The 25,734-nt window shown below is 70.0% G+C and carries 24 protein-coding genes; 14 read left to right on the top strand and 10 right to left on the bottom strand.

Translation table 11 applies throughout. From position 1 onward, the window contains the following. Nucleotides 1-58 precede the first annotated feature (58 nt). The 5 genes from G537_RS0107465 to G537_RS0107445 form a co-directional block, all read right to left on the bottom strand. The gene (locus G537_RS0107465; protein ID WP_026869580.1) at nucleotides 59-895 is read right to left on the bottom strand and encodes a sugar phosphate isomerase/epimerase family protein; all 837 of its coding nucleotides are present in this window, start codon (nucleotides 893-895) and stop codon (nucleotides 59-61) included. 17 nt (nucleotides 896-912) lie between these two features. Next, nucleotides 913-1,935, bottom strand: a complete 1,023-nt coding sequence (locus tag G537_RS0107460) for an ABC transporter permease (RefSeq protein ID WP_026869579.1) — start codon at nucleotides 1,933-1,935, stop codon at nucleotides 913-915. Nucleotides 1,936-1,991: 56 nt separating this feature from the next. Beyond that, nucleotides 1,992-3,527: a sugar ABC transporter ATP-binding protein gene (locus tag G537_RS0107455; RefSeq protein WP_051248118.1), complete on the bottom strand. Its 1,536-nt coding sequence runs from the start codon at nucleotides 3,525-3,527 to the stop codon at nucleotides 1,992-1,994. 60 nt (nucleotides 3,528-3,587) lie between these two features. Continuing rightward, nucleotides 3,588-4,502: a sugar ABC transporter substrate-binding protein gene (locus G537_RS0107450; protein WP_026869577.1), complete on the bottom strand. Its 915-nt coding sequence runs from the start codon at nucleotides 4,500-4,502 to the stop codon at nucleotides 3,588-3,590. A 161-nt stretch (nucleotides 4,503-4,663) separates the two neighbouring features. Next, nucleotides 4,664-5,500, bottom strand: a complete 837-nt coding sequence (locus G537_RS0107445; RefSeq protein ID WP_026869576.1) for a TIM barrel protein — start codon at nucleotides 5,498-5,500, stop codon at nucleotides 4,664-4,666. Nucleotides 5,501-5,693: 193 nt separating this feature from the next. Between G537_RS0107445 and G537_RS0107440 the strand changes: the two genes are divergently transcribed. Continuing rightward, a complete protein-coding gene (locus tag G537_RS0107440; protein WP_034850982.1) occupies nucleotides 5,694-6,710 on the top strand; it encodes a LacI family DNA-binding transcriptional regulator in 1,017 nt (338 codons plus the stop codon). A gap of 141 nt (nucleotides 6,711-6,851) precedes the next feature. On the opposite strand, the gene G537_RS0107435 is transcribed toward G537_RS0107440, so the two are convergent. Next, the gene (locus G537_RS0107435; protein WP_026869574.1) at nucleotides 6,852-7,883 is read right to left on the bottom strand and encodes a LacI family DNA-binding transcriptional regulator; all 1,032 of its coding nucleotides are present in this window, start codon (nucleotides 7,881-7,883) and stop codon (nucleotides 6,852-6,854) included. Nucleotides 7,884-8,033: 150 nt separating this feature from the next. Between G537_RS0107435 and G537_RS0107430 the strand changes: the two genes are divergently transcribed. Genes G537_RS0107430 through G537_RS0107420 form a run of 3 tightly spaced genes read left to right on the top strand, consistent with a single transcriptional unit; the run spans nucleotide 8,034 to nucleotide 10,687 of the window. Beyond that, the gene (locus G537_RS0107430; protein ID WP_026869573.1) at nucleotides 8,034-9,119 is read left to right on the top strand and encodes a fatty acid desaturase family protein; all 1,086 of its coding nucleotides are present in this window, start codon (nucleotides 8,034-8,036) and stop codon (nucleotides 9,117-9,119) included. A 25-nt stretch (nucleotides 9,120-9,144) separates the two neighbouring features. After that, nucleotides 9,145-9,465 (top strand): MocE family 2Fe-2S type ferredoxin, encoded by a 321-nt coding sequence (locus G537_RS0107425; protein ID WP_026869572.1) that lies wholly within the window; start codon nucleotides 9,145-9,147, stop codon nucleotides 9,463-9,465. Between the two features lie 4 nt (nucleotides 9,466-9,469). Beyond that, entirely contained in the window at nucleotides 9,470-10,687 is a 1,218-nt protein-coding gene (locus G537_RS0107420; protein WP_026869571.1) for an NAD(P)/FAD-dependent oxidoreductase, read from the top strand. Between the two features lie 39 nt (nucleotides 10,688-10,726). On the opposite strand, the gene G537_RS0107415 is transcribed toward G537_RS0107420, so the two are convergent. Further along, nucleotides 10,727-11,440: a GntR family transcriptional regulator gene (locus tag G537_RS0107415; protein WP_026869570.1), complete on the bottom strand. Its 714-nt coding sequence runs from the start codon at nucleotides 11,438-11,440 to the stop codon at nucleotides 10,727-10,729. A 138-nt stretch (nucleotides 11,441-11,578) separates the two neighbouring features. Between G537_RS0107415 and G537_RS0107410 the strand changes: the two genes are divergently transcribed. From G537_RS0107410 to G537_RS0107365, 10 genes are read left to right on the top strand one after another with little or no spacing between them, the layout of a single operon-like run. Then, nucleotides 11,579-12,628: a zinc-dependent alcohol dehydrogenase gene (locus G537_RS0107410; RefSeq protein ID WP_026869569.1), complete on the top strand. Its 1,050-nt coding sequence runs from the start codon at nucleotides 11,579-11,581 to the stop codon at nucleotides 12,626-12,628. Then, complete coding sequence (locus G537_RS0107405) at nucleotides 12,625-13,626, top strand: NAD(P)H-quinone oxidoreductase (RefSeq protein WP_026869568.1); 1,002 nt, start codon at nucleotides 12,625-12,627, stop codon at nucleotides 13,624-13,626. The genes G537_RS0107410 and G537_RS0107405 overlap by 4 nt, the downstream gene beginning before the upstream one ends. Before the next feature lie 22 nt (nucleotides 13,627-13,648). Then, nucleotides 13,649-15,391: an acetolactate synthase catalytic subunit gene (locus G537_RS0107400; protein WP_026869567.1), complete on the top strand. Its 1,743-nt coding sequence runs from the start codon at nucleotides 13,649-13,651 to the stop codon at nucleotides 15,389-15,391. Between the two features lie 35 nt (nucleotides 15,392-15,426). Beyond that, the gene (locus G537_RS0107395; RefSeq protein WP_026869566.1) at nucleotides 15,427-16,629 is read left to right on the top strand and encodes an ABC transporter substrate-binding protein; all 1,203 of its coding nucleotides are present in this window, start codon (nucleotides 15,427-15,429) and stop codon (nucleotides 16,627-16,629) included. A 50-nt stretch (nucleotides 16,630-16,679) separates the two neighbouring features. Next, nucleotides 16,680-17,567, top strand: coding sequence for a branched-chain amino acid ABC transporter permease (locus G537_RS0107390; protein WP_026869565.1), 888 nt, complete (start codon nucleotides 16,680-16,682; stop codon nucleotides 17,565-17,567). Further along, entirely contained in the window at nucleotides 17,564-19,369 is a 1,806-nt protein-coding gene (locus G537_RS0107385) for a branched-chain amino acid ABC transporter ATP-binding protein/permease (RefSeq protein WP_026869564.1), read from the top strand. Before G537_RS0107390 ends, G537_RS0107385 begins: the two co-directional genes overlap by 4 nt. Continuing rightward, the gene (locus tag G537_RS0107380; RefSeq protein ID WP_026869563.1) at nucleotides 19,356-20,060 is read left to right on the top strand and encodes an ABC transporter ATP-binding protein; all 705 of its coding nucleotides are present in this window, start codon (nucleotides 19,356-19,358) and stop codon (nucleotides 20,058-20,060) included. The genes G537_RS0107385 and G537_RS0107380 overlap by 14 nt, the downstream gene beginning before the upstream one ends. Nucleotides 20,061-20,084: 24 nt before the next feature. After that, nucleotides 20,085-20,891 carry a 3-oxoacyl-ACP reductase FabG gene (gene fabG / locus G537_RS0107375; RefSeq protein ID WP_026869562.1) on the top strand — a complete coding sequence of 269 codons (807 nt, stop codon included), beginning with the start codon at nucleotides 20,085-20,087 and terminating at the stop codon, nucleotides 20,889-20,891. A gap of 26 nt (nucleotides 20,892-20,917) precedes the next feature. After that, a complete protein-coding gene (locus tag G537_RS0107370) occupies nucleotides 20,918-21,712 on the top strand; it encodes a shikimate dehydrogenase family protein (protein ID WP_026869561.1) in 795 nt (264 codons plus the stop codon). Next, the gene (locus tag G537_RS0107365) at nucleotides 21,712-23,304 is read left to right on the top strand and encodes a GMC family oxidoreductase (protein ID WP_026869560.1); all 1,593 of its coding nucleotides are present in this window, start codon (nucleotides 21,712-21,714) and stop codon (nucleotides 23,302-23,304) included. Before G537_RS0107370 ends, G537_RS0107365 begins: the two co-directional genes overlap by 1 nt. A gap of 9 nt (nucleotides 23,305-23,313) precedes the next feature. Here the strand turns inward: G537_RS0107365 and G537_RS0107360 are convergent, their stop codons facing one another. From G537_RS0107360 to G537_RS41950, 3 genes are all read right to left on the bottom strand, one after another. Continuing rightward, nucleotides 23,314-23,871, bottom strand: coding sequence for a hypothetical protein (locus G537_RS0107360; RefSeq protein ID WP_155888543.1), 558 nt, complete (start codon nucleotides 23,869-23,871; stop codon nucleotides 23,314-23,316). A 252-nt stretch (nucleotides 23,872-24,123) separates the two neighbouring features. Continuing rightward, complete coding sequence (locus G537_RS36875) at nucleotides 24,124-24,921, bottom strand: hypothetical protein (RefSeq protein WP_051248116.1); 798 nt, start codon at nucleotides 24,919-24,921, stop codon at nucleotides 24,124-24,126. Between the two features lie 52 nt (nucleotides 24,922-24,973). Next, nucleotides 24,974-25,734: OmpA family protein (locus tag G537_RS41950; RefSeq protein ID WP_051248114.1), on the bottom strand; the 761-nt coding region annotated here is incomplete at its 5' end.

Genomic DNA, 25,734 nt, shown 5'->3' with positions numbered 1-25,734 from the left:
GCGCGCTCGGCCTCGGACAGGGTGATCGGCTCGGCCCTTCCCCGTGCCACGTCTCCTCCTATCCCTGGGCAGTCTCGGTCCAGAGGGTCCGCGCCAGCTCCGCCAGGGTCAGGGATTCGGCCCAGCGGTCCGTGGTGTCGTTGCCGTCCCGCCCGGTGATGGCATAAGGCTTCGGCCCCAGCTCGCAGGTGAAGGAGAGCGTCGCATCGGCGGCGGCGCGCCGGCACCAGCTGCGGAAGCCGTAGCCCCACCAGTCGCGGAACAGGTCGACCCAGGGCTTGTGATGCGGGAAGGAGATCTCGATCTGCACCTGCTCGCGCGAGGCGACGCGCCCGTGGAAGGCCCAGGCATTGTCGAGGATGCGGTGGATCAGCGCGTGGTTCTCATCCGACACCGGATAGGGGAACTCCCGCCCGACCAGGAAATGCGACAGGTCGGCCAGCAGCGGCAGATCCGGGAAGCGGTCGAGCAGGTCGAGGGTGAAGTACAGATCCGTCGTCATCCGGTCGCGATGGGTTTCGATCAGGACCGGGATGCCGGCATCCCCGGCCAGGCGCCGCCAGCCCTCGATCAGCGGCACGCAATCCTCCAGCCGCCGTGGCCGCACATCCGGCTGCAGGGTGATGTGGTGCACCGGGAACTCGGCCGCGATCTCCAGCACCGGCTTCAGATCGTCGACGCTCTTCGGGAAGCACATGCCCTCCGCGACCATGCCGGTGCCGCTGAGGCAGCCTGCCGTACGACGCACCGCGTCCCGGTCGGTCCAATGCGCGCTGATGCCGTCGAAGCCGGCCCCCGCGATCATCTCGATATTGGCCTCGAGCGTGCGCTCGAACCCGTCGGTGTGGCGCCGCTCCATCGACCAGAGCGACTGAAGCACCAGAAGCTTCTGCATTCCTCCCCTCCCTGTATTCAGGCCTTCCTTCGCCGGCGCTGGCGGTACTGGTCCGCGGCCACGGCGGCGACGATGATCCCGCCCTTCACGATATCCTGGTAATAGGCGTCGATGCCCAGGAAGGTGAAGCCGCTGGTCATCACGCCCAGGATCACCGTGCCGATCACGGTGCCGGTGATGCGGCCGACGCCGCCCGCCAGGCTGGTGCCGCCGATCACCGCCGCGGCGATGGCGTCGAGCTCGTAGCCCGTGCCCATGTTCGCCTGGCCGCTGCCGTTGCGCGCCGCCATGACGATGCCGCCGAGCCCGGCCAAGAGGCCGGCGATGGTGTAGACCAGGATCAGGTGCCGGCCGACATCGATGCCGGAGACGCGCGCCGCCTGCGGGTTGGCGCCGATGGCGTAGGTGAACTTGCCGTAGCGGGTGTAGCGCAGCGCCACATGGAAGATCAGCGCCACGACCAGGAACAGGATCACCGGCCGGCTGCCCTGGCCGATCCAGGTGAAGTCCGGCTGCAGGCCCGAGACCGGGGCGCCGTCGGTATAGGCGCGGGCGGCGCCGCGGGCCGCCACCATCATGCCGAGGGTGGCGATGAAGGGCGGGATCCCGGTCCGCGCGATCAGCGCGCCGTTGATCAGCCCGGCCGCCGCCCCGACCAGCAGGCCCATCGCCACCGGCACCAGCACCGGCATGTCGGTCAGGGCCGGGAAGATGACGCGGCTGAAGCTCGAGCTCTGGGCGAAGGTCGCGGACACCATGGCGGCGAGCGCCAGCACCGAGCCCGGCGACAGGTCGACGCCGGAGGTGATGATCACCTGGGTGGCGCCGACCGCGAGCAGCCCGACGATCGACACCTGCAGCACGATGATCAGGAGGCGCTGCGGATTGACCAGGAAGGACTGGCCGCGGGCGTACCAGCCCAACGCCTCGAACAGCACGCAGATGCCGATCAGGACGAGGAAGATGCTGGCCTCCACCGGCATGCGGAACCGGCGGCGGCTGGGTTCGATCTGGGGTGCGGAGACCTGGGTCGCGCTCATCTGTCCTCCCCGGCCGGCGCTCGGGCCGGCTCTCCTTCAATTCACCGGCAGCGGCCTCAGCGCGAGGCCAGCCGCATGATGCTCACCTGGTCGGCCTCGGTGCGGTCGAGGATGCCGGTCACCCGGCCCTGATGCATGACCATGATCCGGTCGCTCATGCCGAGGATCTCCGGCAGCTCGGAGGAGATCATCAGCACCGCCACGCCCTCCTGCGCCAAAGCCGAGATCAGCCGATAGATCTCCGCCTTCGCGCCGACGTCGATGCCGCGCGTCGGTTCGTCCAGGATCAGGATGCGCGGCTTGGTCAGCAGCCAGCGGGCGATCAGCACCTTCTGCTGGTTGCCGCCGGACAGGTTCAGCGCCGGCTCCTGCAGGTCCGGCGTCTTGATCCGCAGCGTGGTGCGCCAGGCCTGGCAGGCCTGGGCGATCGCGCCCTGGGTGACGAAGCCGGCCTTGACGTAGCGGTCGCGCAGCACGGCCATCTGCATGTTCTCGAGCACCGGCAGGGTCAGGAACAGCCCGGTCTCCTTGCGGTCCTCGGTCAGGAAGGCCATGCCCGCGGCCATCGCCTGGGCCGGCGACCCGATCCGCACCGCCTCGCCCTTGATCCGGATGGTGCCGGCGGTGGCCGGGGTGACGCCGAACAGCGCCTCCGCCACATTGGTGCGGCCGGAGCCGACGAGGCCGGCGACGCCGAGGATCTCGCCCGACCGCAGCTCGAAGCTGACATCGGCGAAGACGCCGTCGAGGCCGAGCCCCTCGACCGCGAGCACGGGGGCGCCGATCTCGGCCTCCAGCTTCGGGTACATCTGGCCGAGCTCGCGCCCCACCATCATCCGGATGATCGCCTCGCGGTCGAGCTCGGCGGCCGGGCCGGAACCGATGAAGCGGCCGTCGCGGAACACCGAGACCTCGTCCGCCACCGCCGCCAGCTCGCTCATCTTGTGGGTGATGTAGACGATGCCTTTGCCCGCCGCCTTCAGCGTGCGGATGATGGCGAAGAGGTGGTCGACCTCGCGCTCGGTCAGGGCCGAGGTCGGCTCGTCCATGATCAGGACGTCGGAGTTGTAGGACACCGCCTTGGCGATCTCGACCATCTGCCGGCTGGCGATGGTCAGGTGGCGCACCTCCGCCTCCGGGTCGATGTCGATGGCGAGCCGCGCGAACAGCTCCTTCGTCCGCCGCCGCATCGCGCCGTGGTCGATCAGGCCGAAGCGGTTGCGCGGCTCGCGCCGGATCCAGATGTTCTCCGCCACCGTCATGAACGACATCAGGTTCAGCTCCTGATGGATCATGGCGATGCCGGCCTCCAGCGCGGCGAGCGGCGTCAGCAGGCTGACGGGCTTGCCGCGCAGGCGGATCTCGCCCGCATCCGGCGTATAGATGCCGGCGATGATCTTCATCAGCGTCGACTTGCCGGCGCCGTTCTCGCCCATCAGCGCGTGCACGGTGCCGGGCCGCAGCCGGAACGAGACATCGCCGAGGGCGACGACGCCCGGGAAGGCCTTGCGGACATTCGCCACCTCCAAGAGGCAGTCGGCGGGCGAAGGGCCGGGCTCGGGCCGGCGCAGGGTGGCGACGGAGGCGGTCATGGCGGGCGCCTTTCCGCCCGGGGGCGCGGGCGCCCCCGGACCTTGGTCGATGATCGCGGATTACTGCGAGAACTTCTTCATGTTTTCCGGCGTGACCAGCTCGAACGGGATCCACTGCCAGCTGTCGAGCTTCTCGCCGGCGGCGAGCTTGAGCGCCGCCTCGACCGCGCCTTTGCCCTGGCCGCGGGCGTTCTGGAACACGGTGACGTCGAGAGTGCCCTTCTCCATCTCCGCCAGCGCGTCCGGCGTCGCGTCGATGCCGCCGATCAGGTACGGCTTCGGGTCCTTGCCGGCCTGCTGCATGGCGAGGATGGCGCCGATCGCCATCTCGTCGTTGTTGGCGGCGACGATGGTGAAGTCGGTGCCCGCGGTCAGCCAGTTGGTCATCAGGTCGATGGCCTCGTTGCGCTGGAAGTTCGCGGTCTGCTTCTCGACGATCTTCATGTCGGGGTACTTGGCGACCACGTCCTCGACATCCTTGGTGCGCAGCTGCGCCGCATTGGTCGCCAGCTCGCCGACCATGACCACGACATTGCCCTTGTAGCCGGCCAGCCGCGCCAGCTCCTCCATCTCCAGCGTGCCGGACTGGCGCTCGTCGGAGCCGACGAAGACAACGCCGTCGGGCAGGGTGTCGCCGTCCGGCTTGCGGTTGACGAAGACCAGCGGGATCTTGGCGTCGACCGTCAGCTGCGACATCTGCGGCGTGGCCGAGGTGTCGACCGGGTTGACGATGATCGCGTCGACGCCCGAGGCGATGAAGTTCTGGATCTGGCTGGTCTGGTTGCCGATGTCGCCCTTGGCGTCCTCGAACTGGATCTCGGCCCCCTTCGCCTTGGCTTCCTCGGTCATCGCGTTGCGCAGGATGGTCAGGAAGTTGTCGTCGAAATAGGCCATCGACACGCCGATCTTGGTCGCGGCCTCGGCGGGCAGCGACAGCAGCGCGGTGGCTGCGAAGGCGAGCAGGGTCCTCTTCATCTGGCGTCCTCCCATGTTCGGTCCCGGGGTATCCGGGCTTCCGGTTCGTGCCGGTTCCGTGTCCGGCGACGGTGGAGCCCGCCGCCGGACGGCTCAATCAGCCCATGACGGAATCTTTCAGATCCATTCAGAGGCTCGCGGATCTTTCTGATCGATTTTCATCATTCCGCCGCCATCCGGGCCAGCGCCGCGGACAGGTGACCGACGCTGGCGCGCAGCGAACCGGCGATATCGGGATCGGCGTGAACGCTGGCGGCGAAGGGTTCGAAGGAGAAGGGCCCGCGATAGCCGCCGGCGCGCAGAACACGGATCTGAACCGCATTGCCGATCATGTCGGCCGGCCCGACCAGCACGCGATGGGCGTCGCGCAGCCCAGCCAGCGGCACGGCGCGGTCCTCGACGCCGGAGATGTGGACCAGCCCGGTGCGCTCGGGGAACAGCTCCCCCTCCCCGGCCAGGTGATGGTGGAAGGTGTCGTGCACCAGCCGGAACCGCTCATCGAGGCCCAGCTCGTCGATTGCCTCTAGCGCCTCGCGCTTGGAGCGCAGCGAGCAGATCTCGAAGCCGAGCGGCTCGACGAGGCCAAGTATTCCGGCTTCGGCCAGGATCGGGGCCAGGCCGGACAGCGCCCGGCGCAGCCCGGCGCGGCGCTCCTCCGGCGGCGGCATCCAGCCGACATCGTTGACCGGGACCAGCACCAGCGCCGGGGCGCCGCAGCGCCTCGCGTAATCCGCCAGCGCCCGGGCCTCCTCGGCCCGCGCCTCGGTCCAGTCGTTGAAGCGCTGCAGCGCATTGATCGACAGGATGGTCAGGCCGCGCTGGGCCGCCAGCCGCGCCACCTCCTCCGCCGCCAGGCCGCCGGCGACGGCATCGTCGCCGAGATCGTTGCGGATCTCGACGCCGCGGCAGCCGAGGTCTGCGGCGAGATCGAAGAACCGCGGCACATCCAGGGCCGGCGCCGCCATATGGTTGAGCGCCACGACGAAGTCCGTTTCCATCCCGTCACCGCTTGATTTGTTAACCATCATTCTTTCATCGGCTCGCGCTGAAAATGAAGGCCATATGATTGGATAGTTGTCAACTGCGTTGATAGACATCATGACGAAGCAGCGAAAAACCTAATAGCTCGATAGAGTTTGACCCCTCCACGACAAATCCGTATTGATGGATAAACCATCAACGGAGATCCGGATGCGGCGCGGAAGCTGGCAGGGCCCCACCATCGCCGAGATCGCGGCGGAGGCCGGCGTCTCGACCGCCACGGTCGACCGCGTGGTGAACGGGCGCGGCGGCGTGGCTGCGGACAAGGCGCAGGCCGTGCTGGCGGTGCTGGAGCGACGGCGCGGCCCGGCGACGGCGGACGCCGCGGCCCAGCCGATCCGCCTGGGCTTCGCCTGTGATTCCGGCCGCACCTTCACCGCCACGCTGGTCCAGGCGCTGGAGCAGATCGCGGCGGCGGATCCGAGGGTGAGTCCGGAGGTCTTCACACGGCCGACGGCGGAGGTCGACCCGCCGGACTTCGCCGAGCGGGTCTCGGCGATGCTGGCGCGCTGCGACGGGCTGCTGCTGGTGGCGCGCGAGCATTTCGCCATCAACCGCGCGGTCCAGGCCGGCGTGGCGGCGGGCAAGCCGGTGGTCTGCTTGACCACGGACCTGCCGGGCTCCGGCCGCACCGCCTATGTCGGCATGGACCAGGAGCGGGCGGGGTCGACCGCCGCCTGGCTGATGGGCCGGCTGGCCGGCGGGCGCGAGGGCCGCATCGTTCTGGTCGCCAGCGCGCCCTATCGCTGCCAGGAGGAGCGCGAGATCGGCTTCCGCCGCGTGCTGCGCACCGAATTCCCCAACCTGTCGGTCGAGGAGAGCATCAATTCGAGCGACGACCCCGATTTCGCCTACGCCACCATGCGCGAGATCCTGGCGGCGAGGCCGGCGCCGCTCGGCGTCTACAACACCGCCGGCGGCAATGTCGGCATCGCCCGCGCGATCGCCGAGGCCGGCCTGACCGGCGCCGTCGCCTTCATCGGCCACGAGCTGAACGAGAACTCCGCCCGGCTGCTGGAGGACGGCGGCATGGACGCCGTGCTGAGCCACGACGTGGCGGCGGAGCTGCGGCAGGCGATCGCGATCATCCGCGGCCGGCTCGCCGGCGAACCGGCGCCGGAGGAAGCGCCCGCCCGGCCGGTGATCGTGACCAAGTACAATCGGTAGGTGGCGGGCCGGTCGCGGTCGCCTGCCCCTCCTGTCATTGCCGGGCTTGACCCGGCAATCCAGAGGGCGTCGACGCTCTCTGGATGCCCGGGTCAAGCCCGGGCATGACAATGGGAGGTAAGGCCAGGGCTATTCCCACCCTCAAATATTCTCCGACACGTACAGCTCGAACGGCACCAGGATCTGGCCCGGCGGCTCGGGGGCGGCGCTCTCGAGGGCGCGAACCATCGCCTCCACCGTGCGCGTCGCCATGAGCGCGGTCGGGGTCGAGATCACGGCGGTCAGGACGCCGTCGATCAGGGCGGCGCGGGCCTTGGGCGTGAGCTCGTTGCACACGATGGCGACCGGGGCGTGGCCCGCCTCCTCCCGCGCCGCGTCGATCACGCCTTCGGTGCCGCCGCCGCAGATGTAGAGGCCGACCAGGTCCGGGTTCCGCGCCATCAGGTCGTGCGTCGCCTCGCGCGCGATCCGCGCATCCTCGAGGTTGATCAGCGGCTCCAGCAGCCGGAAGCCCGGCGCGTGCTCGCGGAAATAGGAGCGGAAGGAGATCTCGGCCGTCTCCTGGCAGAGGTAGCGGTGGCTGCCGACGATGATCCCGACCTTGCCCGGCGCCCGTGCCGTCCTGGCCACCATCCAGGCCGCCGTCCGCCCCTCCTTCCGGTTGTCGCGGCCGATATAGCCGGCGCGGTCCTCTGCCATCAGGTCGGTCAGCAGGGCGAAGACCGGCACGCCCTGGCGCCGCAGATCCGCGATCGCCTCCGACACATGCGGATGGTCGACCGAGACCACGGCCAGGGCGTCGACCCGGCCGCCGACCCGCCGCAGCGCCTCGACGATGGTGCCGGGCGACAGCTCCTCCATGAACTCGACCACGGCGCGGCCCCGGGCCGCGGAGCAGGCGGCGGTCGCGGCCTGCAGGTCGGCGGCGAGCTGCTGGTAGAAGGCGTCCGCCCGTTTCTGCAGCAGGAAGCCGAAGCTGCGGGCCGGCAGATCCTCCCGCAGCCGCTGCTTCAGCAGCGGCGTGGCGTGATAACCGATCGCCTCGGCCGCGCGCAGCACCCGCTCCGCCGTGCCCTCGCGCACCGGGTGCCGCTGGTTCAGCACGCGGTCGACGGTGGCGACGCTGACGCCTGCCGCCGCGGCGAGGTCGGCGATGGTCGGGCGCTTGCTCATCCTGTCTCCGCTCGCAAATCCATCACGGCACTCTGCCACGCCGTGATTGGAAATGACAGATTCTATCAGGACCGCATTGAGCAGGGCCGGCGCCTGAATTACGCTTCTCTGCAGAACCCGCGGACAAGCGGGGCAGTGCAGGAGGATGCGATGCCCGGGGAGATCGGCCGGAGGGACTACAGCCTGGTCGGGGCGGAGGCGCGGCGCGCGGTCGAGGCCGGGCTGGCCGGCGCCGCCTGGTACGCCTGCCCGATCCCGCGCAAGGAGCTGAAGGAGCTGATGCGCCGGTCGGACGGGCCGGCGATCCGTGACACGCTGATCTGGTTCGCGGCCCTGGCCGTCACCGGCGGGCTCGGCGGCACTTTCTGGGGCAGCTGGTGGGCCCTGCCGTTCTTCCTGTGCTACGGCGTGCTTTACGGCTCGGCCTCCGACAGCCGCTGGCACGAATGCGGCCACGGCACCGCCTTCAAGACGCGGTGGATGAACGACGCCGTCTACCACATCGCCTGCTTCATGATCCTGCGCGAGCCGACGGTCTGGCGCTGGAGCCACACACGGCACCACACCGACACCATCATCGTCGGCCGCGACCCCGAGATCGCCGCGCCGCGGCCGCCCAGCCTCCTGAACATCGCCCTCAACATGTTCGCGCTGAAGAGCAGCGCGGTCGCGATCCGCAGGCTGTTCGTGCACGCGGCCGGCCGGCTGACCGCGGAGGAGGAGACATTCATCCCGGAGATGGAGCGATGGAAGGTGTTCCTGGTCGCGCGGATCTACCTCGCCATCTTCGCCACGGTGATCGCCGCCTGCCTGGCGCTGGGCAGCATCCTGCCCGCCATGTATGTCGGCCTGCCAACCCTCTACGGCGGCGGGATGGTCCAGTTCTTCGGCCTGACCCAGCATGCCGGCCTGGCCGAGGACGTGCTGGACCACCGGCTGAACAGCCGCACCGTCTACATGAACCCGGTGTTCCGATTCCTGTACTGGAACATGAACTACCATGTGGAGCACCACATGTTCCCGATGGTGCCCTACCACGCTTTGCCGAAGCTGCATGCGGCGATGAAGCACGACTGCCCGCCGCCCTATCCGAGCTGCTGGGCCGCCTATCGCGAGATCATCCCGACCTTGCTCCGGCAGCTGCGCGACCCCAGCCATCATGTCGTCCGGCGGCTGCCGGCCGGGGCCTCGCCCGGCCCGACGATCGGAACCGCCCAGGCCGCGCCGGCCGAGTGAACCATATCGAGAAGGGAGGAAGACCATGGCCGAAGACGGCTGGATCGCGGCCTGCGGCGCGGACGACATCGATGAAGAGGACGTGATCCGCTTCGACCATGGCGGCCGCAGCTTCGCCATCTATCGAACCGAGGACGACCGCTATTTCGCCACCGACGGGCTGTGCACGCATGAGCAGGTGCACCTCGCCGACGGGCTGGTGATGGGCACCATCATCGAATGCCCGAAGCACAACGGCCGTTTCGACTTCACCACCGGCGCGGCCAAGGGCGCCCCGGTCTGCATCGACCTGCGGACCTATCCGGTCCGGGTGGAGGACGGCCAGGTCTATATCCGGCTCGGATAACGGAATGACCGGCATGGTGATCATCGGTGCCGGCGAAGCCGGCGCCCGGGCGGCGACGGCGCTGCGCCAGGAGGGCTGGGACGGCCCGGTCACGCTGGTCGGCTCGGAGATCCACCCGCCCTATGAGCGCCCGCCCCTGTCGAAGGCCGCGCTGCTGGCGGCGGAGGAGCCGGCCGCGACCACGGTGCTGGACCGCGACCGCGCCGCGGCTCTGGGCATCGAGCTGGTCCTGGGGACCGAGGCCGTGGCGATCGACCGCCCGGCCCGCATCGTGACCCTGGCCGACGGGCGCGCCCTGCCCTATTCGCGGCTGCTGCTGGCGACCGGGGCGCGGCCGCGCCGGCTGGCCGTGCCGGGGCACGAGCAGGCCCTGTATCTGCGCCGCTTCGACGATGCTCTGGCGCTGCGGCCGCTGCTGCGCCCCGGCGTGCGCCTGGCCGTCATCGGCGGCGGCTTCATCGGGCTGGAGCTGGCTGCGGCCGCGGTCGCGCGCGGCTGCGGCGTGACCGTGATCGAGGCCCAGCCCCGCATCCTGATGCGCGGCGTGCCGGCCGAGATCGCCGCCGTGATCGCCGATCGTCACCGCGCCGCCGGCGTCGACCTGCGCACCGGCATCGGAGTCGGGCGGATCGATCCGGACGGCGCCGTCCTGCTGGCCGACGGCAGCCGGATCGCGGCCGATGCCGTGATCGCCGGCATCGGCGCGGTGCCGGAGACCGCGCTGGCGGAGGCCGCAGGCCTGGCCGTCGACAACGGCATCGCCGTCGATGCGACGCTGGCGACCGCCGACCCCGACATCTTCGCGGCGGGAGACTGCGCCGCCTGCGCCCACCCGCTCTATGCCGGCCGCCGCATCCGGTTGGAGGCCTGGCGCAACGCCCAGGACCAGGGGTCGCTGGCGGCCCGCAACATGCTGGGCCGCGGCGAAGCGATCGGGGCGGTGCCCTGGTTCTGGTCGGACCAGTACGAGCTGACGCTGCAGATTGCCGGCCTGGCCGATGAGGGCCGCACCACGGTCGCGCGCGACCTCGGCGACGGCGCGATGCTGCTGTTCCACCTGGCCGAGGACGGCCGGCTGGTCGCGGCCAGCGGCATCGGCCCGCTGGGCAAAGTGGCGCGCGAGATCCGCCTGGCCGAGATGCTGATCGCGCAACGCGCCGCCCCCGCCCCGGCGGCGCTCGCCTCGCCGGCGGTCAAGCTGAAGTCGCTGCTCGCCGCGTGACCCCGCTTCGCCGCGTTTCCCGCGCCGCGACGGTGATCCTCACCCGCCCGCCTTTTCCCGCACATGCGCCAGGAGTCCCTGGCCGCCGCGCTCGATGTCTTCGCGGCTGGCTTCGCGGGCCTTCTCCGGGTCGCGCTCGCGCAGCGCGCTGATGAGCTTGAGGTGCGGATGAGGTTCCCAGTCCGGCAGGCCCTCATCGTAGAGATGCGAGAGGATCGGCCCGCAGCGCACCCACAGCCCCTCGACGATCTCATACAGGATCGGAAGGCGCGCCATCCGGCAGAAGGTCAGGTGGAACTCGGTGTTGAGGTCCACCGCCCTCTCGAAGCTCCGTGAGGCGTGACATTCCGCGATCTGCGCGTGGATGGCGGCCAGGCCCTCGATCTCCTCGGACGAGGCGATCGTGGCGGCGGTGGCCGCGGCACGGCCTTCGAGGTCGGTGCGGATCGCACGGATCTCCAGCAGTTGGTCCAGCGTCAGTGTCGGCACCACGACGGTGTTGCGCGCGCCGAGCGCCAGCGCCTTCTCGCCGACGAGGCGCAGCAGCGCCTCGCGCATCGGCGTCGCGCTGATGCCGAAGCGCAGCGACATCGGCCGCAGCAGCAGCCGCTCGCCCGGCCGCAGTTGGCCGCGCATCAGCGCCGCGCGCAGGCTGCTGTAGGCCCGCTCGCTCAGGTTCTCCCTGACGATCGGCTGCACCCAATCCGCAGCGTCGGGCGTCGTTTCGATATCGTGCTGCACGCGACTTGACATCAGCCGTTGTCCTCGACCAATCTTGTTATAACAAATTACTTATTGCAGCAACCGATGCCCAACCTCTGAGAGATCGGGCACCGCCGCCCGCCCCTTTCGAGGGCCGGATCGGCATCGGAGCTGACAGCGGAGGAAGCGGTGATCGCGTTCAGGAAGACGGCCGCGGCCTTTGGGGCCGAACTGGTGGCGTCGACCGCCCCGCCCGCCCCGGCGGCGGGCGAGGTCCTGATCGCGGTGGCGGCGGCCGGCATCTGCGGCAGCGATCTGCACGCCTATGAATGGACGCCGGGTTACGAGTTCATGGCGTCGGTCCTGCCGGTCACCCTCGGCCATGAATTCGCGGGCACGGTGCGCGCGGTCGGCCCAGGTGTCGCCGGCCTTGAGGTCGGGGACCGCGTCACCTGCTGGCCGACGGTCGCCTGCGGCCGCTGCTTCGCCTGCCGCGCCGGCGAGCCCCAGCATTGTCAGAGCCGCAGCATCGTCGGTCTGCATGCGGATGGCGGCTTCGCCGAGGCCGTGCGGGTGCCGGCCGCCAGCTGCCGGTGCGTTCCGGACGGCCTGCCGCTCGAGGTCGCGGCGCTGACCGAACCTCTCTCGGTGGCCGTCAATGCGGTCGACGTGGCGGATGTCGCGCCCGGAGACAGGGTGGTCGTCCTCGGCCCCGGCCCCATCGGCCTCGGCATCGCCTTCGTCGCGCAGCTGCGCGGGGCGCAGGTGCTGCTGTGCGGCCTCGACGACGGCGTCCGGCTGCAACGGGCGCGCGAGATGGGCATCGCCCACGTCGCCGACCTGGCCGGGGAGCCCCTGGCGGACATCGTGGCCCGCGTCTTCGACGCGCCGGCCGACCGTGTCATCGAGGCGACGGGCGCCGCCCGCTCGGTCCATGACGGGCTCGCGGTGCTGCGCTCCGGCGGCATCCTGGTGGTGGCGGGCATCCATTCCGGTCATCTGGACCTAGATCTGACGCGATTCGTCCGGGACAAGAAGCAGCTCCGCGCCGCCCACGACACAACCGCCCGGGCCTTCGCGACCGCCATCGACCTCCTGACGGCCCATGCGGCCGTCCTGTCCCGCCTCATCACCCATCGCCTGCCGCTCGCCCGGGCCGTCGAGGCCTTCGAGCTGGCCCGCCAGCGCCAGGCGGTGAAGGTGCTGCTCCTCCCCCAAGCCGAGAGTGAAGCCGCATGACGCCGCTGACGCGCGCCGTCGTCGCCCCGGTCCCCGGCGGCCCCGAGGCGCTGACCATCGTCGAACGGGAGAGGCCGGTGCCCGGCCAGGGCCAGGCCCTGGTCCGGGTGCATGCCGCGGGCGTCAACCGCCCCGATGTGATGCAGCGCCAAGGCCTCTATCCGCCGCCGCCCGGCGCCTCGGACGTGCTGGGGCTGGAGCTGGCCGGCGTGGTCGAGGGCCTCGGCCTCGGCGCTGGCCGCTTCAAGCCGGGCGACCGGGTGATGGCGCTGGTGGCCAGCGGCGCCTATGCCGAATGGGCCGTGATCGACGAGGCGGCGGCCCTGCCCGTTCCCGACGGAATGTCCTTCGTCGAGGCCGCGGCCTTTCCGGAGACCTATTTCACCGTCTGGTCGAACCTGTTCGAGCGCGCCGGGCTCAAGGCCGGCGAGACCGTGCTGGTCCATGGCGGCACCTCCGGCATCGGCACCACCGCCATCCAGCTGGCCAAGGCCTTCGGCGCCCGCGTCATCGTCACCGCCGGCTCGCCGGAGAAATGCGCGGCCAGCCGCGCGATCGGCGCCGACGTCGCCATCGACTACCGCGCCGAGGATTTCGTGGCCGCCGCCCGCGCCGCCACCGGCGGCAAGGGCCCGGACGTCATCCTCGACATGGTCGGCGGCGACTACATCCGGCGCAATCTCGACGCCGTCGCGGTCGACGGCCGCATCGCGCAGATCGCCTTCCAGCACGGCTCGAAGGTCGATCTCGACCTGATGCCGCTGATGCTGAAGCGGGTGACGCTGACCGGATCGACCCTGCGGGCACGGCCAGTGGCGATGAAGGCAGCGCTGGCCGCGGCCCTCGCCGAGAACGTCCTGCCGCTGATTGCGGCCGGCAAAGCGAAGCCGCTGATCGATTCGACCTTCCCCTTCGACCGCGTCGCCGACGCCCATGCGCGGATGGAGCGCGGCGCGCATGTCGGGAAGATCGTTCTCACCATGGACCAGAAGGCCTGAGCGCCGGGGAAGGACCAGGAGCATGACCGCCATCACCAAGCCTGCGCCGCGCGCCGCCGGCAATATCTCCGGCGCCCATCTGATCGCAGCGGCGCTGCAGCGCCACGGCGTGCGCGAGATCTTCGGCCAGAGCATCCCGTCGGCCCTGTTCCTCGCCGCGCCCGACTACGGCATCCGCCAGATCGGCTATCGCACCGAGAATGCCGGCGCGGCCATGGCCGATGCCTATGCCCGCATCTCCGGCAAGGTGGCGGTCGTCACCGCCCAGAACGGACCGGCCGCGACCCTGCTGGTGCCCGGCCTCGCCGAGGCGCTGAAGGCCTCCATCCCTGTGGTCGCCATCGTGCAGGACGTCAGCCGCCGGTTCACCGACAGGAACGCCTTCCAGGAGCTGGACCATTTCGCGCTGTTCGGCGGCGTCGCCAAATGGGTGCGCCGCGTCGCCGACCCGGCCCGCATCGACGACTATGTCGACATGGCCTTCACCGCCGCCGCCAGCGGCCGCCCGGGCCCGGCCGTGCTGCTGGTGCCGCTCGATCTGCTGGACGAGCGGCCCGAACTTGATCCAGCGATGCCGCAGCGGATGGAAAGCCTGGGCACCTACCCGCTCGACCGCACCGTGGCCGATCCCGCCCGCGTCTCGGAGGCGGCCCGGCTGATCGCCGGGGCCGAGAGACCCGTCGTCATCGCCGGCGGCGGCGTGCACGCCTCCGGCGCGTCGGCAGAGCTGGCGGCACTGCAGGCGTTGGGGATCCCGGTCGCCACCACCGTCATGGGCAAGGGCGCGGTGGACGAGACCCACCCGCTGTCGGTCGGCGTCGTCGGCTATTTCATGGCGCCGGGCGGCCGGTCCTCGCATCTGCGGGACCTGATCACCGAGGCCGATGTGGTGGTGCTGGTCGGCAACCGCACCAACCAGAACGGCACCGACAGCTGGTCGCTGTATCCGCGCCATGCCCGCTACATCCATATCGACGTGGACAGCGCCGAGATCGGCCGCAACTACGAGGCGCTGCGGCTGGCCGGCGACGCCAAGCTGACGCTCGCGGCCCTGACAGCGGCGCTGGAGGCAGCGAAACCCGCCGCCCTTGCGGTCCGCCGTCCTGCTCTGGAGGCGAAGATCGCTGCCGGCCGCGCGCAGCACGCCGAGGACATGAAGCGCCTCGTCGACCTCGAGGCGACGCCCATCCGCCCCGAGCGGCTGATGGCCGATATCGACAGCGTGCTGACGCCCGACACGATCGTCGTGGCGGATGCCAGCTACTCCTCGATCTGGATCGCCAACTTCCTGACCGCGCGCCGGCCCGGGCAGCGCTTCCTGACGCCGCGCGGCCTGGCCGGTCTGGGCTGGGGCCTGCCCTTCGCCCTCGGCGCCAAGGCGGCGCGCCCGGACGCGCCGGTGATCGCGGTCAGCGGCGACGGCGGCTTCGGCCATGTCTGGGCGGAGCTGGAGACGGCCCGCCGCATGCGGCTGCCGGTCGTCCTCGTCGTCCTGAACAACCAGATCCTCGGCTACCAGAAGCATGCCGAGCTCAGCCTCTACGGCGACTTCACGGATGTTTGCGACTTCGAGGCGGTGGACCACGCCGCGATCGCGCGCGCCTGCGGCTGCAGCGGCGTGCGGGTGGAGCAACCGGCGGATTTCCTGCCGGCGCTGCAGGACGCGCTCGCCCGCCGGGACGTGACCGTGATCGACGTCGTCACCGACCAGCGCGCCTATCCGCCGATCACCGTCTTCGAAGGCAAGGACGCCCTGAACTACTGACCGCAGCACGAACAAACACCGAGGGAGGATCCGCCATGAGACTGCCGCTGTTGCTGAAGACCGCCGTCGCCGCCATCGCCCTGTCGGCGACGGTGGCCCATGCCGAAGTGAAGTTCGGCGCCCTTTACCCCTTCAGCGGGGACCTCGCCCTGCTGGGGGACGAGAGCGCGCGCGGGCTCGAGATCGCGGTCGACGAGATCAACGCCGCCGGCGGCGTCCAGGGCGAGAAGGTCGTGCTGGTGCGCGGCGACGCCGTCGACAACAACCAGGCGATCGGCGAAGCGCGGCGGCTGATCTCGCGCGAGCAGGTGGCGGCGATCTTCGGCACCTATTCCTCGGCCCGCTCGATCGCGGCCAGCCAGGTGGCCGAGCTGTCCGGCACCCCCTATTTCGAGATGGGCGCGGTGGCCGACGACGTGACCGGCCGCGGCCTGCAGTATCTCTTCCGCACCAACCCGACCGCCGACGACATGGCGAAGATGATCGTCGAGATGATCGTCAACAAGGTCGCGCCCGGCCTCGGCAAGAAGCCCGGGGACCTGAAGATCGGCGTCATCTTCGAGGACTCGAACTACGGCACCTCCGTCGCCGGGCACCAGAAGGAGTACGCGGCGGAAGCCGGCCTGAACATCGTCGCGTTCCAGAGCTATCCGGCCTCGACCGTCGACATGTCCTCGCTGGTGCTCGACCTGAAGTCGCGCGGCGTCGACGTCGTGCTGCAGACCTCGTACCAGAACGATTCCGTCCTGTTCCTGCGGCAGGCCAACGAGGCCGGGTTCAAGCCGGCCGCGATCATCGGCGGCGGTGGCGGCTATTCCTTGCAGCCGACGGCCGACGCGGTCGGCCATGACGTGATGGACGGCATCCTCGACGTCGATTTCACCCAGTACCTGGTCAACACGAAGTACACGCCCGGCCTGGAGAGCTTCGTCGAGGCGTACAGGAAGAAATACGGCGAGGCGCCTCGGTCGGGCCATTCGCTCAACAACTACGCCGGCGCCAAGGTCATCCTCGAGGCCCTGAACAAGGCCGAGGGCTTCGAGCCGGAGGCGATCCTCGACGCCGCGAAGGCGATCGACGTTCCGGAAGGCGCGACGGCCGTCGGCTACGGCGTGAAGTTCGGCCGGAACAACCAGAACGAACGCGCCCGGATGATAGGCATGCAGTGGCAGGACGGCAAGCTGGTGACCGTCTATCCCGACGCCGCCGCGGTGTCCCAGATCCGCCTCGACCAATGATCCGCCGGGGGAGGCGCGCAGCCTCCCCCGCCTGCTCCCGGGAGAGGCGCATGGATACGGTTCTGCAGCTCCTTGCCAACGGGCTGATGCTGGGCGGGCTCTTCGCCATCGTCGCGATCGGGCTGACCCTGATCTTCGGCATCGTCAAGGTGGTCAACTTCGCCTATGGCGAATTCCTGATGGCCGGCATGTATCTGACCTTCCTGGTCACCGGCTGGCTGGGCCTCCACCCCTTCGCCGCGGTGATCGTCGTGGTGCCGGCCCTGTTCCTGTTCGGCGCCCTGACCCAGCGCCTCGTGATCCAGCCGCTGATGAGCGCGCGCGACGACCACATCCAGATCTTCGCGACGGTGGGGCTGTCGACGGCGCTGATCAACCTCGCCCTCCTGGTGTTCGGGGCGGACATCGCTACCACGCCGGCGAGCGGCCTGCGCACGCCGGTCGAGATCGGCCCCGTCCGCATCCTCAGCGGCCAGATCGCCATTTTCGCCGCGGCCGTCCTGCTGGTGGCTGGGCTGCAGCTGTTCCTGTCGCGCACCCGGACCGGCCACGCCATCCGCGCGGTGGCGCAGAACCGCGCCGCGGCGCAGCTGATGGGCGTGAACGTCGACCGCATCTTCATCCTGGCCTTCGGCATCGGCGCGGCCTGCGTCGGCGTCGCGGCGGTGCTGGTCGCGCCGCTCTATCCCGCCTCGCCCACGATCGGCGCCTATTTCGTGCTCACCGCCTTCGTCGTCGTGGTGCTGGGCGGGCTCGGCTCGATCACCGGCGCCTTCGTCGGCGCCCTCGTGATCGGGCTGATCGACAGCTTCGCCGGCTTCTATCTCGGCTCCGACCTGCGTGAGGTCGCCGTCTTCGGCATGTTCCTCGTCATCCTGATCCTGAGGCCCGCCGGCCTGTTCGGCCGCCGGCTGACCCTGTCGCACGTGTCGCCATGACGGACACCCCCTTCGCCTCGGCCGCGCCCGCCCGCTTCTCCGGCCTGGCCCGGCCCAGCCTGCTGGCCCTCGCGGGCCTGCTGGCCGCGCTCGTCGTCCTGCCCGTGCTGATCGGCGACGATTTCGTCTACCACGTCTTCATCACCGTCTGCGTCTTCGCCGCCCTCTCCACTGCGTGGAACATCGTCGGCGGCTTCGCCGGCCAGCTGTCGCTCGGCCACGCCATCTTCTACGGCCTCGGCGCCTATGTCGGCGTCATCCTGATGAATCTGGGGGTCAGCCCCTGGCTCGGCATGTTCGCAGGCGCGGCGGTCGCCGTCGTCGTCGCGATCGCCATCAGCTATCCCTGCTTCCGGCTGCGGGGGCCGTTCTTCTCGCTGGCGACCATCGCCTTCCTCGAGGTGTTCCGCGTCGTCGCACTGCATTTCCGGGATCTGACCGGCGGCGCCAACGGCCTGATGATCCCGCTGAAGATGGGCTGGCAGTGGATGGTGTTCCGCGAGCGGCTGCCTTCGCTCGCCATCGCCTTCGGCCTGCTGCTGCTGTGCCTGGCGGTGGCATGGTGGATCCGCTCCCGCCGCATCGGCTTCCAGCTGGTCGCCACCCGCGAACGTGAATCCGCCGCCCGGGCGGCCGGAGTGAATACCGTCAAAGTGCGCCTGGTCGCCGTCTCGGTCTCGGCGGCACTCACCGCCATGGTCGGCACCTTCCATGCGATGTACCTGACCTTCATCGAGCCGGCGGCGATGTTCTCGCTGTCCCTGTCGATCCAGATCGCCATGTTCGCCCTGATCGGCGGCATCGGCACGGTCTTCGGCCCCCTGCTCGGTGCCGTGCTGCTGGTGCCGATCTCGGAGATGGCACGCGGCTGGCTCGGCGCCCAGGCGCTCGGGCTGCACGGCTTCGTCTACGGCGCGGTGCTGGTCCTGGTCGTCCTGTTCATGCCGAACGGTCTGATGGGGCTTCTGGCGCGGCTGAAGGACGGCGGCGCCAAATCGAAAACCACGCAGGCCGCGGCGGTCGCGGCCGTGCCGGCCAGGGCCGAGCGCCCGCCGGTCGGCGAGGAGATCATGCGGGTCGAGGGGCTGCAGAAACGCTTCGGCGGCCTGCACGTCACCAACGATGTCGGTTTCACCCTGCGCGAGGGTGAGGTGCTCGGCCTGATCGGCCCCAACGGCGCCGGCAAGACCACCCTGTTCAACATGATCTCGGGCTTCATGGCCCCGGATGCGGGGTCGGTCTCGGTGCGGGGGGCGGACGGCGGCTGGCACAGCCCCGTGTCGCCGGCCGACTTCGCGGCCATCGGCGTCGGCCGCACCTTCCAGATCGTCCAGCCCTTCGCCGCCATGACGGTTGAGGAGAACATCATGGTCGGCGCCTTCCACCGCTGCCGCGACGTGCGCGAGGCGCGCGAACTGGCGCGCGAGACCGCCCACCGCATGGGGCTCGGCCCCTGGCTCGACGTGGAGGCGCGCAGCCTGACCATCGGCGGGCTGAAGCGGCTGGAGGTGGCGCGCGTCATGGCGATGAAGCCGCGCATCCTGCTGCTGGACGAGGTGATGGCCGGGATCAACCAGACCGATGTGCGCCGCGCGGTCGACCTGATGCGATCGATCCGCGACGGCGGGGTCAGCATCATCGCCATCGAGCATGTGATGCAGGCGGTGATGTCGCTGTCGGACCGGGTGATCGTGCTGTCCTCCGGCCAGATCATCGCCGAGGGCCGGCCGCAGGAGGTGGTGCGCGATCCCACGGTGATCGAGGCCTATCTCGGCAAGGAGTTCGTCCATGCTCAGGCTTGAGGGCGTCCACGCCGGCTACGGCGCGACCACCGTCCTGCACGACGTGTCGCTGGAGGTGGAGGCCGGCGAGGTGGTGACCATCGTCGGCGCCAACGGCGCCGGCAAGACCACGACGCTGCGCACCATCGCCGGCCTGCTGCGGCCGGCCGCCGGGCGCATCCTGTTCGAAGGGCGGGACATCACCCGCCTGTCGGCGCATGAGACGGTCGAGCTGGGCATCACGCTGATCCCCGAAGGCCGCCAGCTCTTCCCCGACATGACGGTGCGCGAGAACCTGCTGATGGGCGCCTATCGCCGGGCCGCGCGCGACCGGCGGGCCGAGACGCTGGAGGAGGTGCTGGCGCTGTTCCCGCGGCTGCGGGAGCGGCTGGACCAGAACGCGGTGTCGCTGTCGGGCGGCGAACAGCAGATGGTCGCGATCGCCCGCGGCATGATGGCCCGGCCGAAGCTGCTGATGTTCGACGAGCCCTCGCTCGGCCTCGCCCCGATCGTCGTCGCCCAGGTCTTCGAGGTGATCGACGCCATCGTCGGCACCGGCGCCACGGTGCTGATCGTCGAGCAGAACGTCTTCCACACGCTGAAGGCCGCCGACCGCGGCTACGTCCTGGAGAACGGCCAGATCGTGCTGTCGGACACGGCCGATGCGCTGCTCGACAACGATCACGTCCGCCAGGCCTATCTCGGCATCTGATCCCCTCACCGCATGGACAGGGACATGGCACCACGCGAAGTCAATCCGGCCGAGATCGCCGGCCGCCCGAGCCACCGCGGCCGGCGCGTTCTCGTCACCGGCGCCGGCCGCGGCATCGGCCGGGCGATCGCCCTCGGCTTCGCCCGGCGCGGCGCGGTCGTCGGCGTCGCCGATCTGACGCCGGCCGATATCGACGAGACGGTGGCGCAGATCCGGTCGGCCGGCGGCGAGGCCCTGCCCCTCGCCCTCGACGTCGCCGATTACCGCGCGGTCGAAGCCGGCCTGGCCGAGGCGGCCCGCGCCATCGGCGGGCCGTTCGACATGGTGGTCAACAACGCCGGCATCTCCCCGAAGCACGACGGCGTCGCCCACAAGGTGTGGGAGATGGATCCTGCGGAATGGAGCCGGGTCGTCGCCGTCAACCTGACCGGCTGCTTCAACACCGTCCGCGCGCTGAGCCCCGCCATGCGTGAGGCCGGGCGCGGCTGGATCGTCAACATGTCGTCGGTGGCCGGGAAGACCTATTCGCCGATCGTCGCCTGCCATTACGCCGCGACCAAATCGGCGCTGATCGGCTTCACCAAGCACTTGGCGGCCGAGCTCGGCCCGTTCGGCATCCGCGTCAACGCGCTGGCGCCGGGACGGATCGAGACGCCGATGGTGCGCGCCGTGGCGGCCGAGGTGAACGAGGAGCAGGTGCGCCTGACCCCGATGGGCCGCCTCGGGACGCCGGACGAGGTGGCGGATGCCGCGCTCTACCTGACCTCGGCGGAGGCCAGCTTCATCACCGGCCAGACGATCGACGTCGCCGGCGGCCTGTACATGACGTGATCGGCGGAAGGGACAAGCGAACCGACATGCGGACGATCACCGGGCGCACGCGCATCTTCGGCGTCCTCGCCGATCCGATCCATCACGTGAAGACACCGCAGGTGATGAACGCCCTGCTCGAGCGCCACGGCATCGACGGCGTGCTCGTGCCCTTCCACGTGGCGCCGGACGGGCTGGCGCGGCTGGTCGACGGGCTGCGGGCCATGCGGAACTTCGGCGGCTTCATCGCCACCGTGCCGCACAAGCCGGCGATGCTGGCGCTCTGCGACGAGGCGACGCCGGAAGCGCAGCTTATCGGCGCGGTGAACTGCGTTCGGCGGGAGGCGGACGGGCGCATGGTCGGCGCCATGCTGGACGGCATCGGCTTCGTCACGGCTCTGCGGTCGTCCGGCCTGGAGCCGAAGGGCCTGCGCGCCTATCTTGCCGGGGCGGGCGGGGCTGCATCCGCCATCGCCTTCGCCCTGGCGGAGGCCGGCATCCGCCACCTCACCATCGCCAACCGGACGCGCGACAAGGCCGAGGCATTGGCCGCCCGCCTGCGCTGCGCCCATCCCGGACTGTCGCTCGGCACGGATGCGGACAGCGTGGCGGAACACGATTTGATCGTGAACGCGACCTCGCTCGGCATGCGCCCCGGCGATCCCCCTCCCCTCGACCTGTCCCGGATCGAAAGCCGCCAGTTCGTCGCCGAGGCGATCATGGACCCGGAGGAGACGCCGCTGCTCGCGGCCGCCGCGGCCAGGGGCTGCCGCATCCAGCGCGGGCTGCCGATGCTGGAGGCGCAGATCGAGCTGATGGCTCGGCACATGGGCGCTCTGTAGTGTCCGTCGAGACCTTCGACTACATCATCGTCGGCGGGGGCACCGCCGGCTGCGTGCTGGCCAACCGCCTGACCGCGTCGGGCCGGCACACGGTCCTGCTGCTCGAAGCCGGCCGGGAGGCGCAAAGCCCCTGGGTACCGATCCCGGCCGGCTTCAGCCGGCTCCTGACCGATCCCGCCCACAACTGGCGCTTCTGGACGGAGCCGGAGGAGGCGACCGGAAACCGCGTCATCGCCGTGCCGCGCGGCAAGGGCCTCGGCGGCTCGACCCTGATCAACGGCATGATCTATGTGCGCGGCCAGCCGCAGGACTATGACACCTGGGCCCAACGGGGCTGCACCGGCTGGGGCTTCGACGACGTCCTGCCCTATTTCAAGCGGCTCGAGGACTATGGCGGGCCGGCCACGCCGTTCCGCGCCAAGGGCGGCCCGCTGCCGGTCACCGAGGTCGCGGAGCGGCCGGTCCTCGCCGAGGTCTTCATCGCCGCGGCCGGGGCGGCCGGCTATGGCCGCAACCCGGACTACAACGGCGAGAGCCAGGACGGTTTCGGCTACTATCAGGTCAACCAGCGCCAGGGCCGGCGGGTCAGCGCCGCGGAGGCCTATCTGAAGCCCGCCCTGGGCCGGCCCAACCTGTCCGTGCGCACGGATGCGCATGTGCTGAGGATCGACTTCGACGGGCGCCGCGCCGCCGGCGTCACCGCCCGCATCGGCGGCCGCGACGTCCCCTTCCGCACCCGGGGCGAGGTCGTCCTCGCGGCCGGCGCGGTGCAGACGCCGCAGCTGCTGGAGCTGTCGGGCATCGGCGATCCCGCCATCCTGCAGCCGCTCGGCATCCCGGTGCTGCACGCCCTGCCCGGCGTCGGCGCCAACTACATCGACCATTTCTGCACGCGCATGAACTGGCGGGTGAAGCAGCCGGTCACGCTGAACGAGCAGACGCGCGGATGGCAGCTCGGCGCCTCGGTGCTGCAGTATCTCGCCACGCGGCGCGGCATCCTGACCCTCGGCACCGGGCTGGCCTTCGGCTTCGTGCGCACGCGGCCGGGCCTCGAAGGCCCCGACGTCCAGTATTTCTTCATGCATGCGAGCTACGCCAACGCCGCCGAGCGCAAGCTGGACCGGCTGCCGGGCATGACCGTCGGGGTCACGCAGCTGCGCCCGCAGTCGCGCGGCACGATCCACGCGGTCTCGCCCGATCCGATGCGCGCGCCGGCGATCCGGCCCAACTTCCTGGCGGAGGCGGAGGATCGGCGGGCGATGGTCGAGGGCATGAAGATCGCCCGCCGCATCGTCGAGCAGCCGCCGATGGACCCGTTCCGGGAGCGGGAGATGGCCCCCGGCCCGGAGTGCCGCACCGATGCCGACTGGCTGGACTTCGCCCGGCGCGACGGCCAGACGATCTATCACGTCTGCGGCACCTGCCGCATGGGCCGCGACAGCCACGCTGTGACCGATCCGGAGCTGCGGGTCCACGGCATTGGCGGGCTGCGGATCGTCGACGCCTCGGTCATGCCGACGATCGTGTCCGGCAACACCCAGGCCGCCGTCTTCATGATCGCGGAAAAGGCCGCCGATCTGATGCCGTACTGATGCCTACGGCTACCGGAGCAGGACAACCGACAGGCTGAGCAGCATCCAGAACGGCGCCACGAGACACAGGGCCAGGAGCAGGGGATACCAGCTGAGACGATCGGCGATGATCGACCCGCCATACCCGCCGGTCACGTGCCGGCAGAGAAAGACGCTCTCCTGGCCGGGATCGAGTGGCCATCGCGCGCCGGTCTCGGACAGGAACGCCTCTGCCGCAGCCGTGACATCCCTTCCGTCGACCCACCATTCGGTCTTCCGAACACAGCCGTCCGCCGCCCATTCGATCACGGCCGGGCCGTCGGTGCGATTCAGCCGGTTGCCCTGATACCAGTGTTCGACGCGGCTGCCGTCGGGATGCCGCTGCACATAGGCGAGGCTGGAAGCGCGCCCGAACTCGCTGGAGGCGAGCTGCCATTCGGATCTCGGGGTGTCGTCCCAGCGATAGATGGTCAGCGCGCGTCTGTGGGCACCGGATGACGCCCGACGCCCCGACAACGGCGGCCGATGCGGCCCATCGGAGGGCGAGATCCATTCTCCGCGCAGGGGAATGACCTTTGCGTCCCTCATCGCTTTGCACCAACCATGTTCCACTGTCGTATCCCTCGCCGGCCGCTTCCGAAGACGCCTCTCGGCTGCCGGCCGAAACATCGGCCGTGGCGGCAGATAACGTTTCCTCACCCAGGGGGCCGGGAAGCAGCCGCGGTGCGGAGCAGGAACGCCCGCCGGAGGTCGGGTCATGTTCCTGGGCCGCGGCAAGCGCCCGGTATTGATCGACAGTCGAATGCGCCGCCGTCGCCCGGCCGGGTGACGGCGGCCGCGCTAGGCGGCGCCGGCCTTGTTCAGCAATGAGACCATCCCGCTCTCGGCGAAGTTGCCGCGGAACATGTGCTGCCCGAGATGCCCCAGATCGGAATTGAGATCGGCGTAGACCTTGCCGCCGATGTCCCGCCACCGGCGGCAGAAGGCGTAGTCCTCGGACAGGTAGCGCTTGGAATCCGGATCCATCATGCAGTCGAAGAACAGCCAGTAGAACGGCGCCTCCGGATTGTTCGGCAATCCATCGGGAACATAGTTGAGCTCGGGATAGTGCGTCATCAGCTGGCCGAACACGTGCCGCTTGATGACCATGAACCCGGTCGGCGCTTCCGCAACCTCGACGAACCCGTCCTCGGTGACGAAGTTCGACAGCGGTTCCGAGCCGAGCCCCACCGGGTTGAACGGATAATCCGTGTATGCCGTCTCGAAATCCTGCTTCGTGGTGCCGGCCGGCACGCCCTGCTGCGGCCAGTTGAAGCGCTTGATCGGGTAGATACCGGCGGCGACGTCCCGATCCGCCAGCAGCAGGCGGATCGCGGCCGCGGGCTGGAATTCGAGATCGGAGTCGATCCAGAACAGATGCGTGTACTGCTCGTTCATCAGGAAGAACTTGACGATCTCGTTCCGGGCCCGGGTCACCAGGCTTTCCGAGCGCATATGCAGCGACGAGGACAGCCCGAGCCGGACCGCCTCATGCGTGAGCAGGAACATGCTCGTCACGTAGTTCATCGAGACGGCCGAGATGTAGCAGGGCGTCGCCCAGAGCACGTTCATCGACTGGAGGGCGGAAACAGGAAGCATCTCGGTTTCTCAACTGACTGGTATGTGGTGCGAGACGAATGGATCTGCCGGCTCAGGTGCAGACCCATTCGTGGATCTCGCATTGATTGGCATCGCCGCCGCAGATCGCGGTCGCCTTCTCCTCCGCCTCCCGCCGGGTCTCGGCCGAGGCCGCGCCCCAGGCGGCCGGGCGGCTGGCGGCGGGAGGCCTGCCGACCGACAGGGCCGCGCAGTGCTCGTAGGGGAAGCCGGTCTTGTCGTCGTCGTCATACCAGTGGCGGTGGTTGCGGAACAGGGTCACCACCTTGCAGTCCTGGCCGCCCCGGTGGACGCAGTGCCGAAGGGCGATCTCCTGCGCCTCCTCGGGCTTGTCGGCGCCCCAGAAGAAGCCGCGCTTCTCGTCGGTCACCGAATAGGCGATGGCGCCCCAGATCCCTGGGCCCTGCCCGGCCGCCGGCGCCGGCCGTGTCGGCGACAGGACGATCTCGACGCGACGGTTCTGCGGCTCGCGGACGCCGTCGGCGGTCGGGACGAGCGGATCGGACTCGCCGACGCCCTTGACCGCGATCAGGCTGTCGGCGACGCCGTCGGCCACCAGCTCGCGACGGACCGACTCGCCACGCCGAACCGAGAGGGCCTGGTTGTACTGGACCGAGCCCGAACGGTCGGTGTGACCGGTGACGTCGATGCGGGTGGTCCTGCCCTGGAGGGCGTCAGCCGCGGCCGAGGCCACGATCCGCCTGGCTTCCGGGGTCAAATGCGAGCTGTCGAAGTCGAAGAACACCACGTAGCTGCGGTCGGGAACGGTATCGACCGCCTCAACCACGGCCGGCG

It is taken from the genome of Inquilinus limosus DSM 16000 (assembly GCF_000423185.1).
In the GTDB taxonomy this organism is placed as follows: domain Bacteria; phylum Pseudomonadota; class Alphaproteobacteria; order DSM-16000; family Inquilinaceae; genus Inquilinus; species Inquilinus limosus.
This window is presented reverse-complemented; position numbering and strand designations above follow the sequence as displayed.